This window comes from Adhaeribacter aerolatus, from assembly GCF_007991635.1.
GTDB classification, from domain to species: domain Bacteria; phylum Bacteroidota; class Bacteroidia; order Cytophagales; family Hymenobacteraceae; genus Adhaeribacter; species Adhaeribacter aerolatus.
Map to the genome: position 1 here is coordinate 127,964 of NZ_BJYS01000002.1, position 22,588 is coordinate 150,551.

At 44.6% G+C, this 22,588-nt stretch carries 20 protein-coding genes; 18 read left to right on the forward strand and 2 right to left on the reverse strand.

Annotated elements, in window-relative coordinates; all coding sequences use genetic code 11:
• The first annotated feature begins 86 nt into the window (after window positions 1–86).
• The 11 genes from AAE02nite_RS02480 to AAE02nite_RS02530 all read left to right on the forward strand — a co-directional run bounded on the left by AAE02nite_RS02480 (window position 87) and on the right by AAE02nite_RS02530 (window position 14,355).
• Complete coding sequence (locus AAE02nite_RS02480; protein ID WP_146894866.1) at window positions 87–2,867, forward strand: 2-oxoglutarate dehydrogenase E1 component; 2,781 nt, start codon at window positions 87–89, stop codon at window positions 2,865–2,867.
• 109 nt (window positions 2,868–2,976) lie between these two features.
• The gene (gene odhB / locus AAE02nite_RS02485) at window positions 2,977–4,626 is read left to right on the forward strand and encodes a 2-oxoglutarate dehydrogenase complex dihydrolipoyllysine-residue succinyltransferase (protein WP_146894867.1); all 1,650 of its coding nucleotides are present in this window, start codon (window positions 2,977–2,979) and stop codon (window positions 4,624–4,626) included.
• Between the two features lie 109 nt (window positions 4,627–4,735).
• Window positions 4,736–6,139 carry a dihydrolipoyl dehydrogenase gene (gene lpdA, locus AAE02nite_RS02490; protein WP_146894868.1) on the forward strand — a complete coding sequence of 468 codons (1,404 nt, stop codon included), beginning with the start codon at window positions 4,736–4,738 and terminating at the stop codon, window positions 6,137–6,139.
• A gap of 624 nt (window positions 6,140–6,763) precedes the next feature.
• The gene (locus AAE02nite_RS02495; protein ID WP_146894869.1) at window positions 6,764–7,456 is read left to right on the forward strand and encodes an ABC transporter ATP-binding protein; all 693 of its coding nucleotides are present in this window, start codon (window positions 6,764–6,766) and stop codon (window positions 7,454–7,456) included.
• Between the two features lie 40 nt (window positions 7,457–7,496).
• Entirely contained in the window at window positions 7,497–7,898 is a 402-nt protein-coding gene (locus tag AAE02nite_RS02500) for a hypothetical protein (RefSeq protein WP_146894870.1), read from the forward strand.
• Window positions 7,899–8,124: 226 nt separating this feature from the next.
• A complete protein-coding gene (locus tag AAE02nite_RS02505; protein WP_146894871.1) occupies window positions 8,125–9,372 on the forward strand; it encodes an ABC transporter permease in 1,248 nt (415 codons plus the stop codon).
• A 41-nt stretch (window positions 9,373–9,413) separates the two neighbouring features.
• A complete protein-coding gene (locus AAE02nite_RS02510; protein WP_146894872.1) occupies window positions 9,414–9,791 on the forward strand; it encodes a four helix bundle protein in 378 nt (125 codons plus the stop codon).
• 141 nt (window positions 9,792–9,932) lie between these two features.
• Window positions 9,933–11,183 (forward strand): ABC transporter permease, encoded by a 1,251-nt coding sequence (locus AAE02nite_RS02515; RefSeq protein ID WP_146894873.1) that lies wholly within the window; start codon window positions 9,933–9,935, stop codon window positions 11,181–11,183.
• A gap of 105 nt (window positions 11,184–11,288) precedes the next feature.
• Window positions 11,289–12,395, forward strand: coding sequence for an efflux RND transporter periplasmic adaptor subunit (locus tag AAE02nite_RS02520; RefSeq protein WP_146894874.1), 1,107 nt, complete (start codon window positions 11,289–11,291; stop codon window positions 12,393–12,395).
• A 339-nt stretch (window positions 12,396–12,734) separates the two neighbouring features.
• Window positions 12,735–13,820: a DUF3616 domain-containing protein gene (locus AAE02nite_RS02525; RefSeq protein ID WP_146894875.1), complete on the forward strand. Its 1,086-nt coding sequence runs from the start codon at window positions 12,735–12,737 to the stop codon at window positions 13,818–13,820.
• A 52-nt stretch (window positions 13,821–13,872) separates the two neighbouring features.
• Window positions 13,873–14,355: a GNAT family N-acetyltransferase gene (locus AAE02nite_RS02530; RefSeq protein WP_146894876.1), complete on the forward strand. Its 483-nt coding sequence runs from the start codon at window positions 13,873–13,875 to the stop codon at window positions 14,353–14,355.
• 13 nt (window positions 14,356–14,368) lie between these two features.
• Here AAE02nite_RS02530 and AAE02nite_RS02535 read toward each other — a convergent pair whose 3' ends face one another.
• Both AAE02nite_RS02535 and AAE02nite_RS02540 read right to left on the reverse strand, forming a co-directional pair.
• Entirely contained in the window at window positions 14,369–14,791 is a 423-nt protein-coding gene (locus AAE02nite_RS02535; RefSeq protein ID WP_146894877.1) for a hypothetical protein, read from the reverse strand.
• A gap of 226 nt (window positions 14,792–15,017) precedes the next feature.
• Window positions 15,018–15,746 carry a class I SAM-dependent methyltransferase gene (locus AAE02nite_RS02540; RefSeq protein WP_146894878.1) on the reverse strand — a complete coding sequence of 243 codons (729 nt, stop codon included), beginning with the start codon at window positions 15,744–15,746 and terminating at the stop codon, window positions 15,018–15,020.
• Between the two features lie 332 nt (window positions 15,747–16,078).
• Here AAE02nite_RS02540 and AAE02nite_RS02545 point away from each other — a divergent pair, with 332 nt between their 5' ends.
• The 7 genes from AAE02nite_RS02545 to AAE02nite_RS02575 all read left to right on the forward strand — a co-directional run bounded on the left by AAE02nite_RS02545 (window position 16,079) and on the right by AAE02nite_RS02575 (window position 22,572).
• Window positions 16,079–16,393, forward strand: a complete 315-nt coding sequence (locus tag AAE02nite_RS02545) for a hypothetical protein (protein ID WP_146894879.1) — start codon at window positions 16,079–16,081, stop codon at window positions 16,391–16,393.
• A 216-nt stretch (window positions 16,394–16,609) separates the two neighbouring features.
• On the forward strand, window positions 16,610–17,104 hold the full coding sequence (locus AAE02nite_RS02550; protein WP_246150743.1) for a DUF421 domain-containing protein: 495 nt from the start codon (window positions 16,610–16,612) through the stop codon (window positions 17,102–17,104).
• Window positions 17,105–17,327: 223 nt separating this feature from the next.
• Window positions 17,328–17,831: a hypothetical protein gene (locus tag AAE02nite_RS02555; protein ID WP_218033432.1), complete on the forward strand. Its 504-nt coding sequence runs from the start codon at window positions 17,328–17,330 to the stop codon at window positions 17,829–17,831.
• A 409-nt stretch (window positions 17,832–18,240) separates the two neighbouring features.
• Window positions 18,241–18,693, forward strand: a complete 453-nt coding sequence (locus AAE02nite_RS02560; protein ID WP_146894880.1) for a MarR family winged helix-turn-helix transcriptional regulator — start codon at window positions 18,241–18,243, stop codon at window positions 18,691–18,693.
• Between the two features lie 837 nt (window positions 18,694–19,530).
• The gene (locus tag AAE02nite_RS02565; protein ID WP_146894881.1) at window positions 19,531–20,559 is read left to right on the forward strand and encodes an aldo/keto reductase; all 1,029 of its coding nucleotides are present in this window, start codon (window positions 19,531–19,533) and stop codon (window positions 20,557–20,559) included.
• Window positions 20,560–20,905: 346 nt separating this feature from the next.
• Entirely contained in the window at window positions 20,906–21,406 is a 501-nt protein-coding gene (locus AAE02nite_RS02570) for a YdeI/OmpD-associated family protein (RefSeq protein ID WP_146894882.1), read from the forward strand.
• A gap of 398 nt (window positions 21,407–21,804) precedes the next feature.
• The gene (locus tag AAE02nite_RS02575) at window positions 21,805–22,572 is read left to right on the forward strand and encodes a S1/P1 nuclease (RefSeq protein WP_146894883.1); all 768 of its coding nucleotides are present in this window, start codon (window positions 21,805–21,807) and stop codon (window positions 22,570–22,572) included.
• Window positions 22,573–22,588 lie beyond the last annotated feature (16 nt).

The window sequence follows — 22,588 nt, forward strand, 5'->3', positions numbered from 1 at the left end:
TCATTACATATTTGCTTATGCGCATATTTATTTTACAGGGAGTTTATATTTATCTATATTTGCCGAATTTTAAATGACGAAATCTGATGGATAATTATTCTTATATCGCAAATGCCCACGCTGCATATATTGATGAATTATATAAAAGCTACCAGCAGGACCCGGAATCGGTAGATTTTGGCTGGCGGAAATTTTTTGAAGGCTACGATTTTTCGGTAAAATATGCCGGTAGCAATGGTAATGGTGGCAACGGCCATGCCGCTGCGGTAGCTGAACCTAAAAAAGAAACCGCTGCTCCTTCCGTTACCAGCGAAGCCGATAAGGAAGTGCAGGTGCGTAACCTGATTTACGCTTATCGCAGCCGCGGCCATTTGCGTTCTAAAACCAACCCGGTGCGCCCGCGCAAAGACCGCAAAGCGCGCCTGGATTTAGCAGATTTCAACCTGACCGAAGCCGACCTGGACACCGTTTTTAAAACCGGCGAAGTAATTGGCATTGGCCCGGCTACCTTACGCGATATTATCTCTGCCCTGAAGAAAATATACGAAGGCACCATCGGCTTCGAATATATGTATATCCGCGACCCGGAAATACTGGAGTGGTTTAAACAGAAGATTGAACACGAATCGCTGAATTTTAACCCTTCGATAGAATATAAGAAACGCATTCTTTCTAAACTGAACGAAGCTGTTGTTTTCGAAAACTTCTTGCACACCAAATTCTTAGGTCAGAAACGGTTCTCGCTGGAAGGCGGCGAAACCACTATTCCGGCCCTGGATGCTATTATTGATAAAGGCTCGGAACTGGGCGTGAAAGAAGTAGTAATTGGGATGGCACACCGTGGGCGGTTAAATGTGCTGGCCAATATTATGGGTAAAACCTACGAGCAGATTTTCAGCGAGTTTGAAGGTACCGCCGTGCCCGACTTAACCATGGGCGACGGTGATGTAAAATACCACATGGGCTTTTCCAGCGAAGTGCAAACGCCATCGGGCGGCACCGTTAATCTGAAACTGGCGCCCAATCCCTCGCACTTAGAGGCGGTAAACCCCGTGGTAGAAGGCTTTGTGCGGGCCAAAATAGACTCGATGTACGCCAACGATTACAAGTGCATTCTGCCTATCCTGATTCACGGCGACGCGGCTCTGGCCGGCCAGGGCATCGTGTACGAAGTAACCCAGATGTCGAACCTGGATGGTTACAAAACCGGTGGAACCATTCATTTTGTTATAAACAACCAGGTTGGTTTTACCACCGACTTTGAGGATGCCCGCTCGAGTATTTACAGTACCGATGTGGCTAAAATTATTGATGCCCCGGTAATTCACATAAACGGCGACGATCCGGAATCGGTGGTATTTGCCGCGCGTATTGCTACCGAATACCGCCAGCGTTTCCATAACGATATATTTATTGATATGGTGTGCTACCGCCGTCACGGGCATAATGAAAGCGACGAGCCGAAATTTACCCAACCGCAACTGTATAACCTTATCTCAAAGCACCCGAACCCGCGCGAGATTTACAACAAAGAGCTGATTAGCCACGGCGAAGTAGATGCCCAACTGGCCGAAAAAATGGACAAGGAGTTCCGCGATATGCTGCAGGATCGCCTGAACCTGGTTAAGCAGAAACCATTGCCTTACACGTTCCAGAACCTGGAAAAGGAGTGGCAGGTATTACGCCGCTCAGAGCCGACCGACTTTGAAAAATCGCCGGATACCAGTGTGAGCCTGGAAGTAATTCAGAAGGTAGGTAAAGCTTTGAGCACCATACCCAACGGGTTTAAACCGCTGAAGCAAATTGAAAAATTACTGAAAGAGCGGCAGGACATGTTCTTTAACCAGAACAGCTTAAACTGGGCGGCTGCCGAATTGCTGGCCTACGGCTCAATCCTGCTCGAAAATAAAATTGTGCGTTTATCGGGCCAGGATGTGCAGCGGGGTACTTTCTCGCACCGCCACGCCGTGTTGCATGATGCTGAAACCAACGAAGCGTACAACAGCTTAAATTATATTGATGAAAGCCAGGAAAAGTTAAGAATTTATAACTCTTTGCTTTCGGAGTACGGTGTTTCGGGTTTTGAATTTGGTTACGCCATGGCTAACCCCAATGCGCTGGTAATCTGGGAAGCGCAGTTTGGCGATTTTGCCAACGGCGCCCAGGTCATGATCGACCAGTTTATTACGCCATCGGAAAGTAAATGGCAGCGCATGAACGGTTTGGTAATGTTATTGCCCCACGGCTACGAAGGCCAGGGGCCCGAGCATTCCAATGCCCGTCCGGAGCGTTTTCTGCAGCTTTCGGCCGAATATAATATTGTGGTGGCCAACTTAACCACCCCGGCTAACTTCTTCCATATTCTGCGTCGGCAACTGGCCTGGCCATTCCGGAAACCATTAATTATTATGTCACCGAAATCTATGCTGCGCCATCCGCTGTGCGTATCGCCGCTCGATGATTTTACCAGCGGTTCTTTCCGCGAAGTAATCGGCGATGCTTTTGCCGAACCAAAAGCGGTTACGAAAATATTACTGTGCACCGGCAAACTGTATTACGAATTGCTGGAAGATCAGCAGCAAAACAAGCGGACCGACGTAGCCGTTATCCGGGTAGAACAACTGCATCCGTTCCCGCATACCCAACTGGACGCCGAATTAAGCAAGTATAAAAACGCTAAGGTTTATTGGGTACAGGAAGAACCCTCTAACATGGGCTATTGGGCTTATATGGTACGGGCCTTGCGGCACAAAAATATTCTGCAAGATGGAATTTACCGCAAAGCCAGTGCCTCGCCGGCCACCGGTTACCATAAAGTGCACACCAAACAACAGCGCGAAATCATCGAAAGAGCATTTAGTATTTAATAAAGCATAAAAAATTAATAAAGAAGTTAATGTGGTCTGATTGTTCTTTCTAATTTGCAAAGCACAATTCTTACGAAAATTAATGTCTGATTTATATTAGAGAAAAACTATGGGTCTTGAAATTAAAGTGCCGGTTTTAGGCGAGTCCATTACAGAGGTAACCATTGCTAAATGGCTTAAAAAAGATGGCGAGCAGGTTGCAATGGATGAAGTTATCTGCGAACTGGAATCGGATAAAGCTACGTTTGAACTACCTGCCGAAGCCGCCGGCATTTTAAAGATAATCGCCCAGGAAGGAGAAACCATTCCGGTTGGTGCGGTTCTGGCCGAAATTTCCGGTAATGGGGTTGCTACGGCACCGGCGCCAGCCAGCGGTGCTGCCGCTCCGGCCGAAAATCAACAATCCGGTTACGGCGGTTCCGGTCAGCCTACCAGCAGTGCGCCAGCCCCCGAAGTCGTATCGGGTGCCTCTGCGAAAGCACCATCAGCCGAAGGCGGTACCAGTGGCACCGGTGAAGTAAAAGAAATAAAAATCCCGGCCGTAGGCGAATCTATCTCGGAGGTTACCATTTCTAAATGGCTGAAAAAAGACGGTGATCAGGTAGCTATGGACGAAGTGCTGTGTGAACTGGAATCGGATAAAGCTACCTTTGAGTTGCCCGCCGAAGCCGCCGGGACTTTAAAAATTATTGCTCAGGAAGGCGAAACCATTCCGGTAGGCGCCGTTATTTGTAATATTCAGGTAGGGGGCAACGGTGCTGCAGGAGCTTCTGCCCCAACATCGGCACCGGCTGCTCAACCACAAGCACAGGCGGCCGCCGCTCCAACAGGTGGTACTTCGGCGTATGCTGCCGGAACCCCTTCGCCGGCCGCGGGTAAAATATTAAGCGAAAAAGGTATTAATGCGGGCGATGTGGCCGGTACTGGCCGCGATGGCCGCATTACGAAAGAAGATGCCCTGAAAGCCCAGTCTAAACCGGCTGCTCCGGCACCAGCACCAGCCGCAACTCCTGCTGCGCCAGCCGCACAACCGGCTAACACTGGTGGCCAAGCTGGCAGCCGCAACCAGCGTCGCGAGCGGATGTCTAGTTTGCGGAAAACCGTAGCTCGCCGCTTGGTGGCCGTTAAAAACGAAACAGCCATGCTTACTACCTTTAACGAGGTAGACATGAAGCCGATTATGGATATCCGGGCCAAGTACAAAGATAAGTTTAAAGAAAAGCACAGCGTAGGTTTAGGCTTCATGTCGTTTTTCGTAAAAGCTTGTACCGTTGCCTTACAGGAGTTCCCGTCCGTTAACGCCATGATTGATGAAGGCGAAATGGTTTTCAACGACTTCTGCGATATTTCTATTGCTGTATCGGCTCCGAAAGGTTTGGTGGTGCCGGTAATCCGCAACGCCGAATCATTACCGTTGGATGGCATTGAAAAAGAAGTAATCCGGTTAGCCACCCGCGCCCGCGACAATAAAATCTCCATCGAAGAAATGACCGGCGGTACCTTTACCATTACCAACGGTGGGGTATTTGGCTCGATGATGTCCACGCCTATTATCAATGCGCCGCAGTCGGCTATTCTGGGTATGCACAATATTATCCAGCGCCCGGTTGCTATCGATGGCCAGGTGGTCATCCGGCCCATGATGTACGTAGCCTTATCCTACGACCACCGCATTATCGATGGTCGTGAATCGGTTAGCTTCCTGGTACGGGTTAAAGAATTACTAGAAGACCCAATGCGCTTACTGTTGGGGGTTTAAATAATAATAAATTAAAAAGAGGGGGGAGGTTTAAAAGTTTCCCTCCTTTATTTTTATAAGATAAAATAAGTTCTGGATTTAATTTCCGGGATACTTAATAAGATAAAAAATGAAATACGACGTAACAGTTATTGGTTCCGGGCCGGGTGGGTATGTGGCAGCAGTTCGCTGCGCGCAACTGGGCTTAAAAACGGCTATTATCGAGAAATATAACGTTTTGGGTGGTACCTGCTTAAACGTAGGCTGTATTCCTTCCAAAGCCCTGCTCGATTCTTCGGAGCATTACCATAATGCAGCCCACACCTTTAAAACGCACGGTATTGAACTGGATAACCTAAAGGTGAACCTGGAGCAAATGATTAAGCGCAAAGCCGATGTTATTAAATCTAACAACGACGGTATCTCTTTTTTAATGAAAAAAAATAAGATTGATACCTACTTTGGCTTAGGCTCTTTTGTCGATAAAAACTGCATTAAAATAACCGGCACCGACGGCCAAGTGCAGGAAATCGAAACCGATAAAACCATTATTGCCACCGGTTCCAAACCTACCATTCTGCCCTTTATTCCGGTAGATAAGCAACGCATTATTACTTCAACCGAAGCTTTAACCCTGACCGAAGTGCCCAAGCACATGGTTATTATTGGCGGTGGTGTTATTGGCTTGGAGTTAGGTTCGGTATACGCCCGCCTGGGTTCTAAAATTACCGTTGTAGAATTTCTGGATTCGATTATTCCGACCATGGACCGGGCCTTGGGCAAAGAACTGCAGCGGGTATTAAAGAAAATCTTAGGCTTCGAATTCTTCTTCCAGCACAAAGTTACGGGCGCTACTAATACAGGTGCCGGCGTAACGGTTACCGCCGAGAACCCGAAAGGCGAAACGGTTACTTTTGAAGGTGATTATTGCCTCGTATCTATTGGCCGTAAACCATACACTGATGGCTTAGGGCTGGAGAATGCCGGTGTGCAAATGGGTGAGCGCGGTATGATTGCCGTAAACGATCATCTGGAAACCAACGTACCCGGCATATTTGCTATTGGCGATGTGGTGCGGGGTGCCATGCTGGCGCACAAAGCCGAAGAAGAAGGCGTTTTAGTAGCCGAATATATTACCGGTCAGAAGCCGCACATTAACTACAACCTGATACCGGGGGTAGTATATACCTGGCCCGAAGTAGCCGGCGTGGGTTACACCGAAGAGCAATTGAAAGAACAAGGCCGCGCTTATAAAACCGGTTCGTTTCCGTTCAAAGCCTCCGGTCGGGCCAAAGCCAGCATGGATACGGATGGCTTTGTGAAAGTACTGGCCGATAAAGAAACCGACGAAATATTGGGCGTGCACATGATTGGGCCGCGCATTGCCGACTTAATTGCAGAAGCCGTAGTAGCGATGGAGTTCCGGGCTTCCGCCGAAGATATTGCCCGCATGAGCCACGCGCACCCTACTTATACCGAAGCCATGAAAGAAGCTTGTCTAGCGGCGACCGAGAATCGAGCTATTCATATTTAAAATAGCTAATCTTAATAATGTAAAAGGCCTAGGTGTATCGCTCCTGGGCCTTTTAATTTTAATACCATCGATACAATATAGGCTTATATAAGGTCAGATATTCAGCTCTCAGGAATGCAGGTGGATATATTGGGAGCACCATTATTAAAACTAGTTAGTATAAAGGACCTGCCATAGCTGAAAATATAAATCATTCCACCCCACCAGTTATTCCGCAGGAATCTTCTGCCTAAAAAGCGTTACAGGCAAATACCAGTCCTGATTTATTACCTGTTTATTCAACTTATGCAGAAGATTCTTAACAGAATGACTGGTTGAATAAGCTTTTTGTTGTGCTCCTATGGAACCTGGAATTTACTATTTGGTATAATTTACTGGTAAGGTTTAAAAAATTTTGTGGATTAAGGCAACCTCGTACATCTTAATTGCATCTGAATAATATTCATGCCTTTTAAATTAAAAATCCAGAGGTTTAAAATAAATAGCAGAAGTTTTACGGTTATATAATAAAAAGAAATAATATAAATAATTTGTATTTATATAAATTAAGCCGCTAATTTGTATTGCATACTACTGGGTTAAACCAACAAGTATTCTAATATATTATTTATACCAGAAAGCTTTATGATTCAGCTAAAAGACATTCATAAATATTATGCGGTCGCCCAGAACAAGCTGCACGTGCTGAAAGGAATTGATTTGCATATTCGGGAAGGCGAGTTGGTTTCGATTATGGGTTCGTCGGGTTCTGGCAAATCTACGCTGCTGAATATTTTAGGTATTTTGGATGATTACGATAAAGGCGATTATTATTTGGCCGGTACTCATATTAGAAACCTTTCGCAAACGAAAGCGGCCTTTTACCGGAATAAATTTCTGGGTTTTGTTTTTCAGTCTTTTAACCTGCTTTCTTTTAAGAACGCCATGGAAAACGTGGCTTTGCCGCTTTATTACCAAAAGGTAGGCCGACGCGAGCGCAACAAACTGGCCCTGGAATATTTAGACCGGGTAGGACTAAAAGACTGGGCGGAGCACTCCCCGAACGAAATGTCGGGTGGACAACGGCAACGGGTAGCGATTGCCCGCGCGCTCATCAGCAAACCCAAACTCATTCTGGCCGATGAGCCCACCGGAGCGCTGGATACCCAAACTTCTTACGAAGTAATGGAAATATTTAAAGAGGTAAACCTACAGGGCATGACGGTGGTAATTGTAACCCACGAAAATGATATTGCTGCCCAAACGCATCGGGTTATCCGCCTGAAAGATGGTCTGATAATAAATGAAACGGAGAACGTTGAGCTTTACAACAGTTAATATTTAGCTACTATTCAGCATAAATTAAAAACTTAAAATTATGCAGCCCCTCAGGATTTTTTCAGTAGCCTTTTTCTTACTAACCTTCTCCTGGACGATTGCCTTGGGTCAGGCTGTTAATGAAGATTTAATAATCGGTAAATGGAAGTTTGTTAAAGCAACGACAGGTCAGACGGAAATAGCGTTCCGATATAATGGTGATCCGCTCCTTACTTTCGAAAAAGGCGGACATTGGATTACGGAAGACACTAATCCGAAATACAGGCAGAGCGGCAGTTGGAAGATAGAAAATAATCTTTTGATAAGAGATCCGGAAGTATCCGGATTGGGAGATATCGGGTCTTACGCCAGAGTTATAGATAAATTAACCAAAACTGACTTGGTGTTTTATGCACCTGATAACGGAGACCGTACCTTCACTTTTTATTTTACGAAGTTATAATATTTAATTTTTAGATAATGCTACTTAGTTTTTCATAATGAACAAATATTAATATAATGGAGGTATAAGTAACTCACCTTTGTCATTCAGGAGGAAACTATTTGGTTGTCTGCTAGATAGTTTCCTCCTGAATGACAAGTGTGAACTCCTATAAGTTATAAGTTATTATTTGAAGTAACCAGCAATTAGCACCTAGCAATCAGCAATAAATATACAGCAATAACCCATGTTTGATTTAGATAAATGGCAGGAAATATTAGGCACGATGCGCAAAAACAAGCTGCGTACCTTCCTGACGGCTTTTGGCGTTTTCTGGGGAATATTTATGCTGGTTTTATTACTGGGCGTTGGTAAAGGCTTGGAAAACGGCATTTTTAACCGCTTTGGCGATGGGGCTAAAAACAGCATTTTCATCTCGAACGGCCGCACTTCTTTGGCACACCAAGGCTTAGCCCCAGGCCGCGAAATAAATTTTACGAACGATGATATTGCGGCTATTGAGCGGGAGGTAAACAATTTAAAAATTATTGCGCCCCGCAACCGGCTCTTCGGCGAATTTACCATTAACTACCAAAAGCAAAACGGCTCTTACCAGGTATTTGGCGCTACTGACCAATTCTTTAAACTAAACGGCGAAAAACTAAACAAGGGCCGTTTGCTAAACCCCAACGACGATCGCGAAAAACGCAAAGTAATTGTGTTGGGCGAAACTGTCAAGAATGTTTTGTTCGGCGACTCGGTGAATGCGGTGGGCGAATATGTAAATATTAAAGGTATTTACTTTAAAGTGGTAGGGATATTTAATGCCACCGGCAACAACAAAGGCCGGCGGGAAGAGCGGGCATATATTCCGTTTACCACGCTGCAAACCGCTTTTAACCAGCCCAACAAAGTGCAGATGCTGGCGTTGGTAGCCCAGGATGGCATTCCGGCCGATGAAATTGAAAAACGCGTACGCAAAGTACTGGCTACCCGCCATAAATTCTCGGAAGAGGATCCATTGGCCCTGGATGTAAACAACAACGAGCGCGAACTGAAGCAATTCAATGGCTTGTTCAGCGGCATCCGCACCTTCGTCTGGATTGTGGGCATTGGTACTTTAATTGCCGGCATTGTGGGCGTAAGTAATATTATGCTCATTATTGTAAAAGAACGTACCCGCGAAATTGGTGTCCGCAAAGCTTTAGGTGCCACGCCTTTCTCCGTAGTAAGCCTGATTTTACAAGAATCTATTGTTATCACGGCTTTTTCGGGTTACCTCGGTTTGCTGGCCGGCGCGGGTTTATTAGATGGCATAAGGTATTTATTAGAGTCAAGTGGGGCCGAGTTGCCCTTTTTTGCCCGGCCCGAAGTAGATGTGGAAGTTGCCATTGCCGCTACTGTTGTGCTGGTAATTTCGGGTGCTATCGCTGGTTTGGTACCTGCCCTGAAAGCTGCCAATATTAAACCTATCGAAGCCTTACGCGCCGACTAAATTGTTGAATTGTTAGATTGTTGGATTGTTGATTAGTTGTTATGGAGAAAAGATATTTAAGTTTTGAGGATATTGAAGCTTATAAAGTAGCTTTTCGGTTAAGCAATATGGTGTGGGATATTGTAATACATTGGAATAATTTTTCGAAGGATACGGTAGGAAAACAATTTGTGAGAGCAGTAGACAGTATCTCAGCAAATATTGCGGAAGGCTATGGGCGTTATACAAAAAAGGATAAGGTACACTTTTACCGCTATGCGAAAGCCTCTATTCTGGAAAGCATAGATTGGTTTAAGAAAGCGAAAAGTAGAAAATTGATTTCCGAAGAAGAAGCCAATACGATTGCGTCCGATCTAGAGAAATTACCCCGTCTTATCAATTGGCTTATAAAATACACCAACGATAATCTAACAGTTTAAAAGCACTATTTAACACCACAAGCAACTGAAATTTAATTTTCAACCATTCAACACCTCAACAATTTAACAATCCAACAATTCAACAATTCAACACTTCAACACTTCAACACTTCAACACTCCAACACTCCAACACTTCAACCATGTTCGACATAGATAAATGGACCGAAATTTATGCTACGGTTAAGAAGCATAAACTACGTACGGCACTTACCGCCTTTGGGGTATTCTGGGGAATATTTATGCTGATTGTGCTGCTAGGTGCTGGCAAAGGCTTGGAGAATGGGGTAGTGAAAGATTTTAACGTAGCGAAAAATGCGGTTTTTGTCTGGACCCAGCGCACGAGTATTCCTTACAAAGGCTTAAAAGCGGGCCGCTTTATCCAGATGACGAATGACGACATGGATGCCATTAAACGGGAAATTCCGGAGGTAGCTATTATCAATCCCAGTACCTCGTTGGGTGGTACTTTTACCGTGAGTTACAAAACCAAAAGTTCTTCTTTTTCGGTGCGCGGCGATTACCCCGAGTTCCGGCAGGTGGAACCTATTCTGATTTTAAAAGGCCGTTTTCTGAACCAACTCGATTTAAAAGATAAACGCAAAGTGGCCGTAATCGGGGAGCGGGTAATCGAAGTATTATTTGGGAAAAACGCGAACCCCATCGGGCAATATATTAATATTAAAAGCGCTTTTTTTAGGGTAGTGGGTGTGTCGCGGGGAACGGGCAAAGGCGAAGACTTAATTCAGAACGCCCAAACCATTTATATACCCACTACTACCTTGCAGCAAACCTACAACCAGGTAAATAAAATCGGCTACTTTGCCATGACGCCTAAGCCCGGCATACCGGCTGCCGTGGTAGAAGAAAAAGTAAAGCAGTTTCTGATGAGCCGACACAAAGTTGACCCCAAAGATTTAAAAGCTTTCGGCTCGGCCAACATCGAAAAAGAGTTCCGGGAGGTGCAGGGGCTATTTACCGGCATTGCGGCTTTTAGTTGGATTGTGAGCATTGGAACCATTATAGCGGGCATCATTGGCGTGGGCAATATTATGCTGATTGTAGTAAAAGAACGCACGAAAGAAATTGGCGTCCGCAAAGCTTTGGGCGCAACGCCCTGGTCCATCATTAGTCTCATTATTCAGGAATCGGTGGTAATAACTGGTTTTGCCGGTTACCTGGGCTTGCTGGCCGGCACGGGCGTGGTAGCTTTGATTGATTACCTGATGACGAAATACGAGGTAGATGCCGGTTTCTTTTCTAACCCGGAAGTAAACGTACCCATTGCCCTGACTGCCGTTTTGCTGCTGGTTTTTACCGGTACACTGGCCGGTTTGATTCCGGCCACCAAGGCGGCTCGCGTAAATCCCGTAGAAGCTCTCCGGGATGAATAAATTGATGATTGCGAATGGTTGAATTGTTAACGACTAATATTTACCTGACCTTTAACAACTAACCGCTAAAAACTAACTACTAATAGCTAAACACGAATTACTTCAATGAAAAAGGTTTTATTAGGAATTTTTGGTTTAATTTTTCTGGCTTTGTCTGGCTGGCTGGGATATTATTTTTATAAAAAATCGAACACCGACCCCATTGTTTATAAAACCGAAAAGCCTTTCGTAACAAATATTATAAAGAAAACAGTGGCTATGGGTTCTATTGTGCCCCGGCGGGAAGTGCAGATTAAATCACAGGTATCGGGTATAATTGAGGAACTCTATGTAGAGGCGGGCCAGGTAGTTAAAGCCGGACAACTCATTGCGAAAATCCGGATTGTGCCGAACGTAGTAAATGTAAATAATGCCCAAACTACTTTGCAAACGGCCCGCATCAACTACGCCGAAGCCCAGAAAGAATTAGCCCGCCAGCAGGGTTTATTCGAACAGAAAGTAATTCCGGAGCAGGAATTTAATCGGTTTCGGGTAGATGCCCGATTGAAAAAAGAAGCTTTGGAATCGGCGGAAAGTAATTTACAGATTGCCATGCGGGGTGCTTCACGGCGTACCGGTTCGGCTTCCAACTCGGTATATTCTACCGTAGATGGCATGTTGCTGGATGTGCCCGTAAAAGCCGGCGGTTCGGTAATTGAACGCAACAACTTTAACGAAGGCACCACCATTGCCACCGTCGCCGATATGAAAAGCCTTATTTTTGAAGGCAAGATAGACGAATCAGAAGTAGGTAAAATCCGGGAAGGCATGGACCTGGACTTAACCATTGGTGCCATCGAAGGCCGAACTTTCCGGGCCAAACTGGAATATATTGCGCCCAAAGGCGTACTCGAAGAAGGTGCCATTAAATTTCAGGTGCGGGCCAAGGTGTTGCTCGATGATAAAGATTTTATCCGGGCCGGTTATAGTGCCAATGCCGATATTGTGCTGGATAAAAAAGACAGCGTACTCGCTATTAAAGAAAGCCTGTTGCAGTTTGGCAAGGACAGCACTTTTGTAGAAGTAGAAACGGCACCGCAGCAATTTGAGAAACGCCTGGTTAAAACCGGTATTTCGGATGGCATTAATATTGAAGTAGTTTCGGGTATCTCGAAAGAAGATAAAGTGAAAGTGAAAGAGCCGGAAGCAGATGAAAAAAAAAGTAATACCTAAATAAAGTAGCCGAACAAATAGCAATCGGAAGCTTAATTTCAATTTTCTGGATAACTTATTTTAAGTAATATTCATCTGTTTATTTTATTTATACACTGTTTATTAGCTTTTGGAGGCTACTCCTGTTATTCAGGAGGAAACTTTTTGGCAGGTAGCTAAATAGTTTCTTCCTGAATGACAGTGGTGGGTTACTTTAACACCTATTCTTTAAGTATCTTCGTAAAGAAGCTTCTGCGTATAAACCAAAATCAAGATTTAAATATTGGCGTTAGCTGCGACAATGTATATTGTTCGTGAAATTTGCCAGTAAATCTAATGGCCCAAACCTAGGTCTCACTTATGACAAAGAAGGATATTAAACTCATTTTTGATAATAATATTAGTTTTAATGAAGACGGCAAGCACGTACGCGACGGCTTATCGGCGGCTTTCCGGACCGGCGATAATTTGTGGCTCAGTTGTGATGAGCGCAGTTCGTTGGAACGTCTGAAACTGACAAACGAAGATAACTTTGCGGAGCACCAATCTATTGACTTAAATAAATATTTAAAATTACCAGCTGGTGGAGATTGCGAAGTTGATATTGAAGGATTGGGCCACGGCAATCATTATTTATGGCTGGTGGGGTCGCATAGTTTGGCCCGCAAAAAGCCCCGGAAAGAAGACAGTCCGGCGAAACAAATAAAAAGGCTGGCCAAACTAAAAGACGATCCTAACCGCTATTTGCTGGCCCGCATTCCGTTGGTGTTAGATGAAGAAACCGGCAATTACGAACTCCAGAAAAGCTGTCCGCACCCCAAGCACTCCGATAAAATATTAACCGCTGCCCAATTGGTCATGCACCAAAAGGGCAACCAACTGATGGAAGCTATGGCGGACGATATTCATTTTAAAGACTTTATGAAAATACCGGGAAAAGATAACGGGTTTGATATTGAAGGCTTAGCTGTTAGCGGCGATCGGATTTTTCTCGGTATTCGGGGGCCGGTATTGCGGGGCTGGGCTTCTGTTCTGGAAATTCAGGTTAGAGATATAGAAGAAGGTTATTTTGAGTTAAAGCCCGATGAACACAACCGGTTGTATAAGAAACATTTTCTGCACCTGGAAGGCATGGGCGTGCGCGAACTGCGCGTAAGCGGCAACGATTTGCTGCTGCTGGCCGGCCCCACCATGGATTTGGACGGTACCATTGCCGTTTACCGCTGGCCCAACGCATTGCTGCAGGAAGACGAAGCCATTGTGCACCGCAAGGATCTGGAGCGCCTCATTGATGTGCCGCACGGCTCCGGACCTACTACGGGCAAAGACAAAGCCGAAGGCATGGCCCTGTACGACGAAGATCACGTGCTGATTGTACACGATTCGCCCACCGATGACCGTAAAATAGGCGATAACGGGGTAATGGCTGATTTATATACTTTGTAGCCAGTTCCGGAAAGTGTAATTTTGCTTAATAATTAGAATTACACTTTAAATAATGGAAACTACCGCTTCTGCTCCCGAAATATTACCTTATGACCCGGCTTACAAAGAAGCTTTCCGGCGTTTAAACCACGAGTGGATAAACAAATATTTCGAACTCGAAAACCTGGATAACCAGATTTTGGATAACCCTGAAAGCTATATTCTGGCGCGTGGCGGCCAAATATTGTTTGCTCGTTACCAGGGCGAAATAGTAGGCACTTGCGCGTTGCTTAAAGTAACAGATTCCTGCTACGAATTAGGCAAAATGGCCGTTACAGAGAAAGCCCAGGGTTTAAAAATAGGGCAGTACTTATGCCAGGCAGCTATTGCCGAAGCAAAAGCTTTAGGTGCCACTATACTAGAATTATACTCGCACCGCAGCTTGCAACCGGCTTTGCACGTTTATCGCAAACTAGGCTTCCGGGAGGTATCTTGCCCGCCCAGCGGCTATAAGCGCTCCGATATTAAAATGGAATTGGATTTAAACGCGGCGTAAGCCGCAGACCCGTTCAGACCGTAACCCCGTACATTTTGGGGTTTACCCGGCGCACGCTGTCAATCATCCAGCAATCTGTGTAGGGCTCGGCGTCCTGCTTGGTAAGGGTAAACAAAAAACCGGAGTCCCAGCCTTCTTCGCTGCGGGTAATAATTATTTGCTGGGCGCATTCCCCGTCCGATACCAAATCGCTGGTTTTGTAAGAAGTAAAATTTAATATTGGCTGAAACAAAGGGTTTTTTACCTGGTGTTTATAATTAACCAGCGGGCCGGCCGCCAGTTTATTAGCCGGTGAAGCAAAGTTAAAGGTTGTTTCTATTCCGGTATCTTCCTTGTCGTTCTGGCGCAAAGATTCCATTATCAAACCGATAACATCTTGCGGAGATAACTCCGGCGAGGGCATCGGTAAATCAATCGTGTATTGATAGTTTGCCATGTTTTCATTCATTAAAAGATTACTAGATAAACAGGCTTATATGTAAGACGTTTTACGCTTATAGCGCCGCTTCCAAGCCTCTATGTAATTAACATATAGGTACTTCCATCCTGCAGCAAGAAACTGCGTTGCTTTACTTACGGTAAAACCTCCCTGTCGGGTTTTTGATATTTTAAAACATTTAAAATAAATACGGACTAAAACGCCAAATGGCTGCCTCGGAATTTTACTTTTCCCGCTGAAAAATCATAACCCCGTTGTGATACGTCAGGTGCCCGTTCTTTTGCGTTTTCCGGTCGAGCAACAGTTTATACCGTTGCTGGCTGGTCTGCATAAAATCCAAAGTAGCCTGGTGCGGGTCTTTCCAGTTGGTGTCGTCTACCAGTATCAGGCAATTATCCGAGAAGTAAGGCTCGGCTACTTTTAAGCCTTTTAGTTGGTCTTCGTACTTGTGGCCACCGTCGTAAATGTAAAAACCAATCTTTTGCCGGTGCATGCGCGAGAAGTATTCCTGATAATCCATATCGTAAAAGAAATGGTTATTGCTTTTTAAGCGGTTAAACCGTTTCAGAAACGCTTCGCGCGGACCGCCAAACTGCGAAAAATTATCTACCCCGATGCAGGTTTTAGTTGGGTTGTGCGCTACGCCCGATAAAAACGTAAAGCCGTTCCAAACGCCCACGTTCACAAAAACTTCGTCGGGTGCCATTTGCGCTACCGCCTGGTTTATCATGGCCCCTACGGCAAACGTAGACATGCGCGGTACTTTGCAAACTTCTTTCAGTTTTTCTTTTAATTCAGCATCCTGCTCGGGCAGTACGGTATTCAGTACATCCAGCGAGATACCCAGTTTAGGTAAAGTACGCTTGAGGGTACCCACGCCAATAGGCTGCTTGGTGGTAGGCTGAATAAACCGGAAAGAAATATTATTGACGAAATCGGTGTAGGGCATCATGGGGTTAATATTTTATAAACGGGTAAAGCTACAAATTGTTATTTATTGCTGATAGGCGATGGATAAATATTAATTTCCCTCAGAATCATAATAGCCGACGGCCGGCTAAATTTATTTAACGAATATTATTTTTCCTATTTATGCATTTAGCCCCAGAAGGAGGCCCTTAAAGTAACATTTTAAAATAAAAATGACTCTGAACGAAACAAAAAGGCTGTCTTTACCGATAAAAAGTTCTCCCTTAACCTGATACACGGAGCCAATGGGGCCGTTGTTAATAAATTAAGTAGGGTGTATTTTATTCTGTAACTAATTATTAAACTAAGTGAACTATGGAAAATCAAATGAATAATCCCGGACAAAGCCATATGGGCGGAAATGCTGGTAATACTGCTTCTGATAGCCTGATGGATAAAGCTGCTTCTATGTTTGGCAACATGAACCTGAATAATATTCCGGATTCGTTGAAGCAATACGGCAACACCGCTGCTACCAAGGTTAAAAATATGAGCACTACCCAAAAAGTAATTGGCGGTGCGTTGTTGGCGGCTGGTGCCTGGTATTTAAGCAACCGCTCTAAAAGCGATTATAAAACTAATAGTGCAGCCCATGCGGCCCGTCGTAGTAACTCCTACGATCCGTCTTAGCGGGTTGCGTTTTGCGAACAAAGAAGCCCGGCTACCCTAATAGCCGGGCTTTTTTGCTGTAAATAGCTGGGTTAGGGAGTGGCCTGCAAATATTAATTGTTCAGCTTAATTAAGTATGGCTGGTCTTGTCATTACAATAGCTTTTTAACTGTTTCCAGCGAATAACTTTTGCCGGTGAGCCCGCGCTTTTCATAACCATTTAATTCTAACAGAAGGATGGAAGATTTATTCCGCGAAATTATAGGGCCGGATTCTAATGCCATTAACTGGTGGCAAATGAGTATCAGAGGCATTATTATCTTCTCGTTTACCCTTTTGCTCATCAGGTTTGGCGATAACCGCATATTTGGTAAAAGCGCGGCTTTTGATATTGCTTTGGGTGTAATTTTAGGCTCTGTTCTGAGCAGGGGTATTACGGGCAATGCGCCTTTTGTGCCGGTTTTAGTTTCCAGTTTTGTGCTGGTGTTTATGCATCGTTTTCTGGCACACCTGGCTTGCCGCAGCAGCATCGGTAATTTTATCAAAGGCAAATCTTACCAACTGATAAAGAACGGAGAACTATTGCACGACCAGATGAATCACAACCGGATAACGCAGAAGGACTTGGAAGAAGCCATGCGCGAAAACGGCAAAATAAATAACCTGAAAGAGGTAGAGGCTGCTTTTCTGGAGCGGAACGGCAATATTAGCATTATCAACAAAAAGGGGTAAAATATAGGTTACCAGGGGTAAATTAGCTAAGTGCTCCGGCCGGAATAATGCCGTTAGCATAAACAGGAGCCGCATCCCTAATGACAGGCGGAAGTTTTTGCGGATTACGCCTGAACCTGGTATTACCAGCTAAGGTATTTAAAATTACCTATATTTTGGTATTACCTATCTGTTTAGGTATTACGTATAAACCTAGGTAACCATCAAGCACCAGATCATAACTATGAAAAAAACGAACACGCATTTCCTGAAAAAATCCTTGGTTTCTTTGGCCAGCGGTGTAACCGGAGCCATTGCCTTAACGGTTGTGCACGAAGCAGCCCGCCGGTTTATTCCGAATGCTCCCCGGATGGATGTATTGGGTATGCGGGCGATTGCACGTGGCATGTATAAAATGGATGAAAAGCCACCCGAAGAAAATAAATTATTTCAGTATTCTATTATCGGCGATATTGTATCGAACTCTATCTACTACAGCCTGACCGGTACGGGGCGGAAAGCCTGGTTGCGGGGCGCTACGCTAGGCGCTTTGGCCGGGGTAGGCGGCGTTTTACTGCCGAGCCCCATGGGATTAGGTACCGAGCCAAGCGGCCGGACTACCCAGACCAAGGTCATGACCATTGCCTGGTATTTATTAGGCGGTTTAACGGCGGCGGCTTTGTCGCGCACTCTATTTGAGAAACCAACGGTAGAAGAACTCGACGAAGATGATGTTGCCGTAGTATAAACAGATATAGCCGGCAAAATAAAATTACTGCCCCAAAGCAGAAGCTTACTGGTTATGCTTCTGCTTTTTCGTTTTACCGGATTAACCAACCCGCTTCTGGCAAAATCTGCGTCGCAAACCTTAATAGCTGAGGTCGCTTGCCTAATATTATATTGGCGAGTGCGGATATTATTCTTATGGAATTGGTCCGGTTGTTTTGCAATTTAGTTAAGCCAGTTTACCGCTCCGGCAGAATTTCTTTAATTTTTTGGTAAATTATTAAAAAAAGCAGGGCTAAGTCTTAATCTATTCAGCTAGCTCATAAAAAATATAAAATAATTAAGGTAGTTAAGGTATAATTAACAGTCAGATTTATATTTTAGCTTAACTTTTGCCCAAAGGGTATTAATCACCTCTTAAGAAATACGTTGTGAAATTAGAAGATGAATTAAAACAGAAGAAAAGCTTTACAAGCCCCTACCATCGCATGATCGTGAATATTATGTTTACGGGTAACTGGGTGCAGAAACATATTTCGGTGAAGCTAAGACCTTTTGGCCTCTCGTTGCAGCAGCACAATCTGCTTCGGATTTTGCGGGGGCAATATCCCAAACCCTGTACGTTGGGTATGATTCAGGAACGCATGATGGATCGTATGTCTAACGCTACCCGGCTGGTAGACAAACTGCTGGATAAAGAACTGGTACAACGTGACCAATGCGCCGATAATCGCCGGAAAGTAGATATTGTAATTACACAAAAAGGGCTCAGCTTACTGGCTCAAACCGACTTTATTATCGCCGAATTTGACCAGGAATATAAAACCCTCAGTCCCGAAGAAGCAACCCGGCTGGGTGAACTGCTAGATAAACTGCGCGATTAATTTCTTCGGATTGGTGCTTCGCCGAACTGAAAATTAAAAATTGTCACCAAGCAGATGAATAATGTTTTATTGGATAAATGAGTTTTATAAAGGCTAGTTTATCAGTGTATTAGCTTTATACCAAGCCATATCGAATTCGTTGGTTTTTAACCTCCGATTTGACAGTTAAGGTTCATGCGGCATTAAAGTTAAATATTAAGGATTTACGCAGAATAGTATAACTATCCAGGCGCAGGTTGCCCTTGCGGCGTATTTTCACCCGCAACTGGCGGGTTTGCCGATGCCGCAAAGGCGGCTATCGGGACAATTTACTTTAGTACTACTATTAAGAGAGGTGTTGTTAATAATATAATTATTCTATCAGGAGTATGTTGTGTTGATAGATGAATTTAGGTGATTTTCTTTGTCTATTCAATCTGAAATGCCATAAGTTGTTTAAAGTTAATCTATTAATCAGGTAATAAATATTGCTACTTATAAATATATTTACCTAATCTAATAGCCTTGGAAGAAGGTAATTTGTATTTAAATAATGGCAGGATAATTGCGATAACTAAACTGTTTTCATAGCTTTTATTCTTTAAGGCAGGAGCGGTTTATGACTGCTCTTGCCTTTTTTATACCTTATTTTTGCGGCAATTCTCAAATAAATGTAGCGGTGCTTACTTCCCGAGCAACTAGTATTAGCAGTGAAAGCACGCCGTAATATATTAGCCTGCTTTCCCGCAACCAGAGAAAGCCAGAAATTATTGGCCCAAATAATACCTGGAAAACTTCCGCTACGTACACTAATCTCAGTTTCTTTAAACGCAATTCTAATCTCTATAACTCTGAAAGATGAAATACAATTTATTAGGCGATACAGGTGTATTGGTATCGGAGCTGTGCTTTGGTACCATGACTTTTGGCGGACAAGGTCATTGGGAAGCTATTGGGCGGCAACAGCAGGATGAAGTGAATGTGTTGATGAAAACGGCCGTGGATGCCGGTATTAATTTTATTGATACCGCTAATGTTTATTCTTTTGGTTTGTCGGAGCAAATGCTGGGTACCAGCCTGAAGCAGGTAGGCCTGGACCGGCACAACCTGTTTATTGCCACCAAGGTGCGCGGCCGAATGGGACCGGGTATTAACGATTTGGGTTTATCGCGGTACCACGTACTGCAATCGGTAGAAGAAAGTTTGCTGCGCCTGCAAACCGACCATATTGATTTGCTTTATGTGCACGGCGTAGATGCCGCTACATCGGTAGAACAGGTGGTACACACGTTGCACGATGTAGTGCAGAGCGGTAAAGTACGTTACGTGGGGGTGTGTAATTGGCCGGCTTGGATGGTGATGAAAGCTTTGGGTATTGCCCGGAAGCAAGGCTGGCACGAGTTTGTGGCCATGCAATATTTTTACGCTGCCGCTAACCGCGATGTAGAGCATGAATTGATACCCCTGGCGCAAGATCAGCATTTGGCTTTTATGCCCTGGAGCCCGTTGGCCGGGGGCTTTTTATCCGGCAAGTTTACCCGCGATCAAACCAATACCGGCGGCCAGTCGCGGCGCGATAATTTTGATTTCCCGGTAATAAATAAAGAACGAGCTTACGATATTATTGATGTGCTGCAGGAAATGGCTAATAAATATCAGGTATTGGCGGCGGAGGTGGCCCTGGCCTGGGTGCGGCAGCAACCAGGGGTAACCAGTACTATTATTGGGGCTAAAACGCCGGAACAGTTACAGGCCAATATTCACTCAGCCACTTTTAATTTAACCGCTGATGAACTGGGTAGGCTAAATACCGTAAGTCAGCCCGAAAAAATGTACCCCGGCTGGATGGTAGAACGGCAGATGGGTGATCGTTACCCGACAACATAATTAATTGCGAAATAAAAGTAACTTTCAGAAGTGTGGCAGCATAATTGCTTTAAGATAATTACTGTTTTCATAACTTCCTTTTTATCAGGCCAGGAGCAATTATTTTCGCTGCTGGCCTGTTTTTTTATTTGCTCTTTAAACTGCCTGATTTTTATTCCTTAATTACGGTAAAAATATTCCTGCCAGCTACCTGCTTACCGCTTATCTCTGCCTAATCCGGAATAATTACTTACTTGCCTGAAAAAGGTGTTTTCTGTATTCCGGGTAAATTGAATTAGCTACTAAACTGTTTATATTTAATCCAGTTCAGACAGTTGAACTAATCTGGCGCGTAAAATTATGCTGTATGGCCCTTATTCGTTATTCTACACAAATTAATAGGTTAGAACACCTGGTGGGCATGCATTACCTGGAGGTACCCCGGCAGGTTGTGCAGCAATTGGGCGGTAAATTTAATCTGCGGTTGTTGTGTACCGTAAACGATAAGCTTACTTTCCAGGGCGGATTAGTGGCTTTGGGGCAAGGGGATGCTTATATCAGCATTAGTAATAAACGCTTAAAACAATTAGGCTTAAAGTATGGCGATTGGGTAAGCGTTTCGCTCGAAGAAGACAAAAGCCAATATGGTATGGCAGTGCCGGAAGAACTCGCCGAACTGTTGCGGCAGGATGAGGCCGGCCGGCAAAGATTTGAACGGCTTACCCCCGGAAGGCAGCGCTATATAATTCATTACGTTTCGTCGGTTAAGAATACCCAGCTACGCGTAGACCGGGCGATTACCTTGATTGAGAACCTGAAAAGGTTACCAGTGGGTAAAGAGTCGTTCCGGGAAATGCTGGGCATGTAGAAAAGGCCTGAATCTTGAATGTTTTAATATATTAACGCAGAGGCGTAAACTTAATAAGTAAGTGGACAGTTTTAAGTTAAAGGTAATAAGTTTTTATGTTTTTGATTATCAGTTTTAAATATAAATAAAAGTGCAATTTAATTTTGTCTCAGTACTTATAAAAAGTAGGGTATAAGAATCCGGGTTTCAATGGCGCATCAGGTTTAAAAATAAATAAAATTCCTCCGCCTATTTAAAACACCTCTTTTTTGCAATTCTACGCGCTGGTAGCAGGTACTAACAAACTGTAGCCAGATAAATTAGGGGCAGCTTCCCGAAATGCTCTGGATTTTTAATTTTATCTTTGCACCGCCGAAGCCGGCAAGATTAATCAGCCGGTAAAATTGCGTTATTTCAACATGAAAAAATTAATTCTTATTTTATTTTTAGTGCCTTTGGTGGCGGCGCAGGCGCTGGCCTGGGGCCAAACCGGCCATCGGGTAGTGGGTTTAGTGGCCGAACAGCATCTGAATAACAAAGCCCGCAAAAAAGTAGCAGCAGTGCTGCAGCAGAACTCCCTCGCCGAAGTTGCCGATTGGATGGATAATATCCGGTCGGATGAAAAATATAACCACACCGCCGATTGGCATTGGGTAACCATACCGGATGGTATGCAATACGAAGCTACCCAAAAGAACCCGAACGGCGATTTGGTTATGAAGCTGGAAGAAGTAATTGCTGCCCTGAAGGCCAAAAACCTAACGCCGGATAAAGAAGAAGAATACCTGAAATATTTAATACACCTGGTAGGCGATTTGCACCAGCCGCTGCACGTGGGCGGCAAAGACGACCAGGGCGGCAACCGGGTGCGCCTGCAATGGTTTGGCGAGAACTCGAACCTGCACCGGGTTTGGGACAGCGATATGATAGAAGGCAAACAGTTAAGCTTTACCGAACTGGCCGGCTTCCTGGGGCCCATTTCAAAAGAACAGGTTAAATCCTGGCAGGCCAACAGTATCCGTGACTGGGCGCAGGGCATGATGGTTTACCGGTCGCAGGTTTACAAGCTACCCGAAGATGGTAAATTAGGCTATGTGTATTCTTACGAAAACTTTGGTACGGTACAGCAGCTATTGTTGCAGGCCGGCATCCGGTTAGCCGGTTTGTTAAATCAGATTTACGGTTAAGATAATAACCAGCAGG

Bases quoted from the DNA above. Each gene is read 5' to 3' on its own strand.
- AAE02nite_RS02540 (WP_146894878.1), bottom strand. From the start codon at position 15,746: ATGATGCCCTACACCGATTTCGTCAATAATATTTCTTTCCGGTTTATT.
- AAE02nite_RS02550 (WP_246150743.1), top strand. From the start codon at position 16,610: ATGGAAGATTTATTCCGCGAAATTATAGGGCCGGATTCTAATGCCATT.
- AAE02nite_RS02520 (WP_146894874.1), top strand. From the start codon at position 11,289: ATGAAAAAGGTTTTATTAGGAATTTTTGGTTTAATTTTTCTGGCTTTG.
- AAE02nite_RS02510 (WP_146894872.1), top strand. From the start codon at position 9,414: ATGGAGAAAAGATATTTAAGTTTTGAGGATATTGAAGCTTATAAAGTA.
- AAE02nite_RS02525 (WP_146894875.1), top strand. From the start codon at position 12,735: ATGACAAAGAAGGATATTAAACTCATTTTTGATAATAATATTAGTTTT.
- AAE02nite_RS02555 (WP_218033432.1), top strand. From the start codon at position 17,328: ATGAAAAAAACGAACACGCATTTCCTGAAAAAATCCTTGGTTTCTTTG.
- AAE02nite_RS02530 (WP_146894876.1), top strand. From the start codon at position 13,873: ATGGAAACTACCGCTTCTGCTCCCGAAATATTACCTTATGACCCGGCT.
- AAE02nite_RS02495 (WP_146894869.1), top strand. From the start codon at position 6,764: ATGATTCAGCTAAAAGACATTCATAAATATTATGCGGTCGCCCAGAAC.
- AAE02nite_RS02545 (WP_146894879.1), top strand. From the start codon at position 16,079: ATGGAAAATCAAATGAATAATCCCGGACAAAGCCATATGGGCGGAAAT.
- AAE02nite_RS02500 (WP_146894870.1), top strand. From the start codon at position 7,497: ATGCAGCCCCTCAGGATTTTTTCAGTAGCCTTTTTCTTACTAACCTTC.
- AAE02nite_RS02570 (WP_146894882.1), top strand. From the start codon at position 20,906: ATGGCCCTTATTCGTTATTCTACACAAATTAATAGGTTAGAACACCTG.
- AAE02nite_RS02480 (WP_146894866.1), top strand. From the start codon at position 87: ATGGATAATTATTCTTATATCGCAAATGCCCACGCTGCATATATTGAT.
- AAE02nite_RS02515 (WP_146894873.1), top strand. From the start codon at position 9,933: ATGTTCGACATAGATAAATGGACCGAAATTTATGCTACGGTTAAGAAG.
- lpdA (WP_146894868.1), top strand. From the start codon at position 4,736: ATGAAATACGACGTAACAGTTATTGGTTCCGGGCCGGGTGGGTATGTG.
- odhB (WP_146894867.1), top strand. From the start codon at position 2,977: ATGGGTCTTGAAATTAAAGTGCCGGTTTTAGGCGAGTCCATTACAGAG.
- AAE02nite_RS02565 (WP_146894881.1), top strand. From the start codon at position 19,531: ATGAAATACAATTTATTAGGCGATACAGGTGTATTGGTATCGGAGCTG.
- AAE02nite_RS02575 (WP_146894883.1), top strand. From the start codon at position 21,805: ATGAAAAAATTAATTCTTATTTTATTTTTAGTGCCTTTGGTGGCGGCG.
- AAE02nite_RS02505 (WP_146894871.1), top strand. From the start codon at position 8,125: ATGTTTGATTTAGATAAATGGCAGGAAATATTAGGCACGATGCGCAAA.
- AAE02nite_RS02535 (WP_146894877.1), bottom strand. From the start codon at position 14,791: ATGGCAAACTATCAATACACGATTGATTTACCGATGCCCTCGCCGGAG.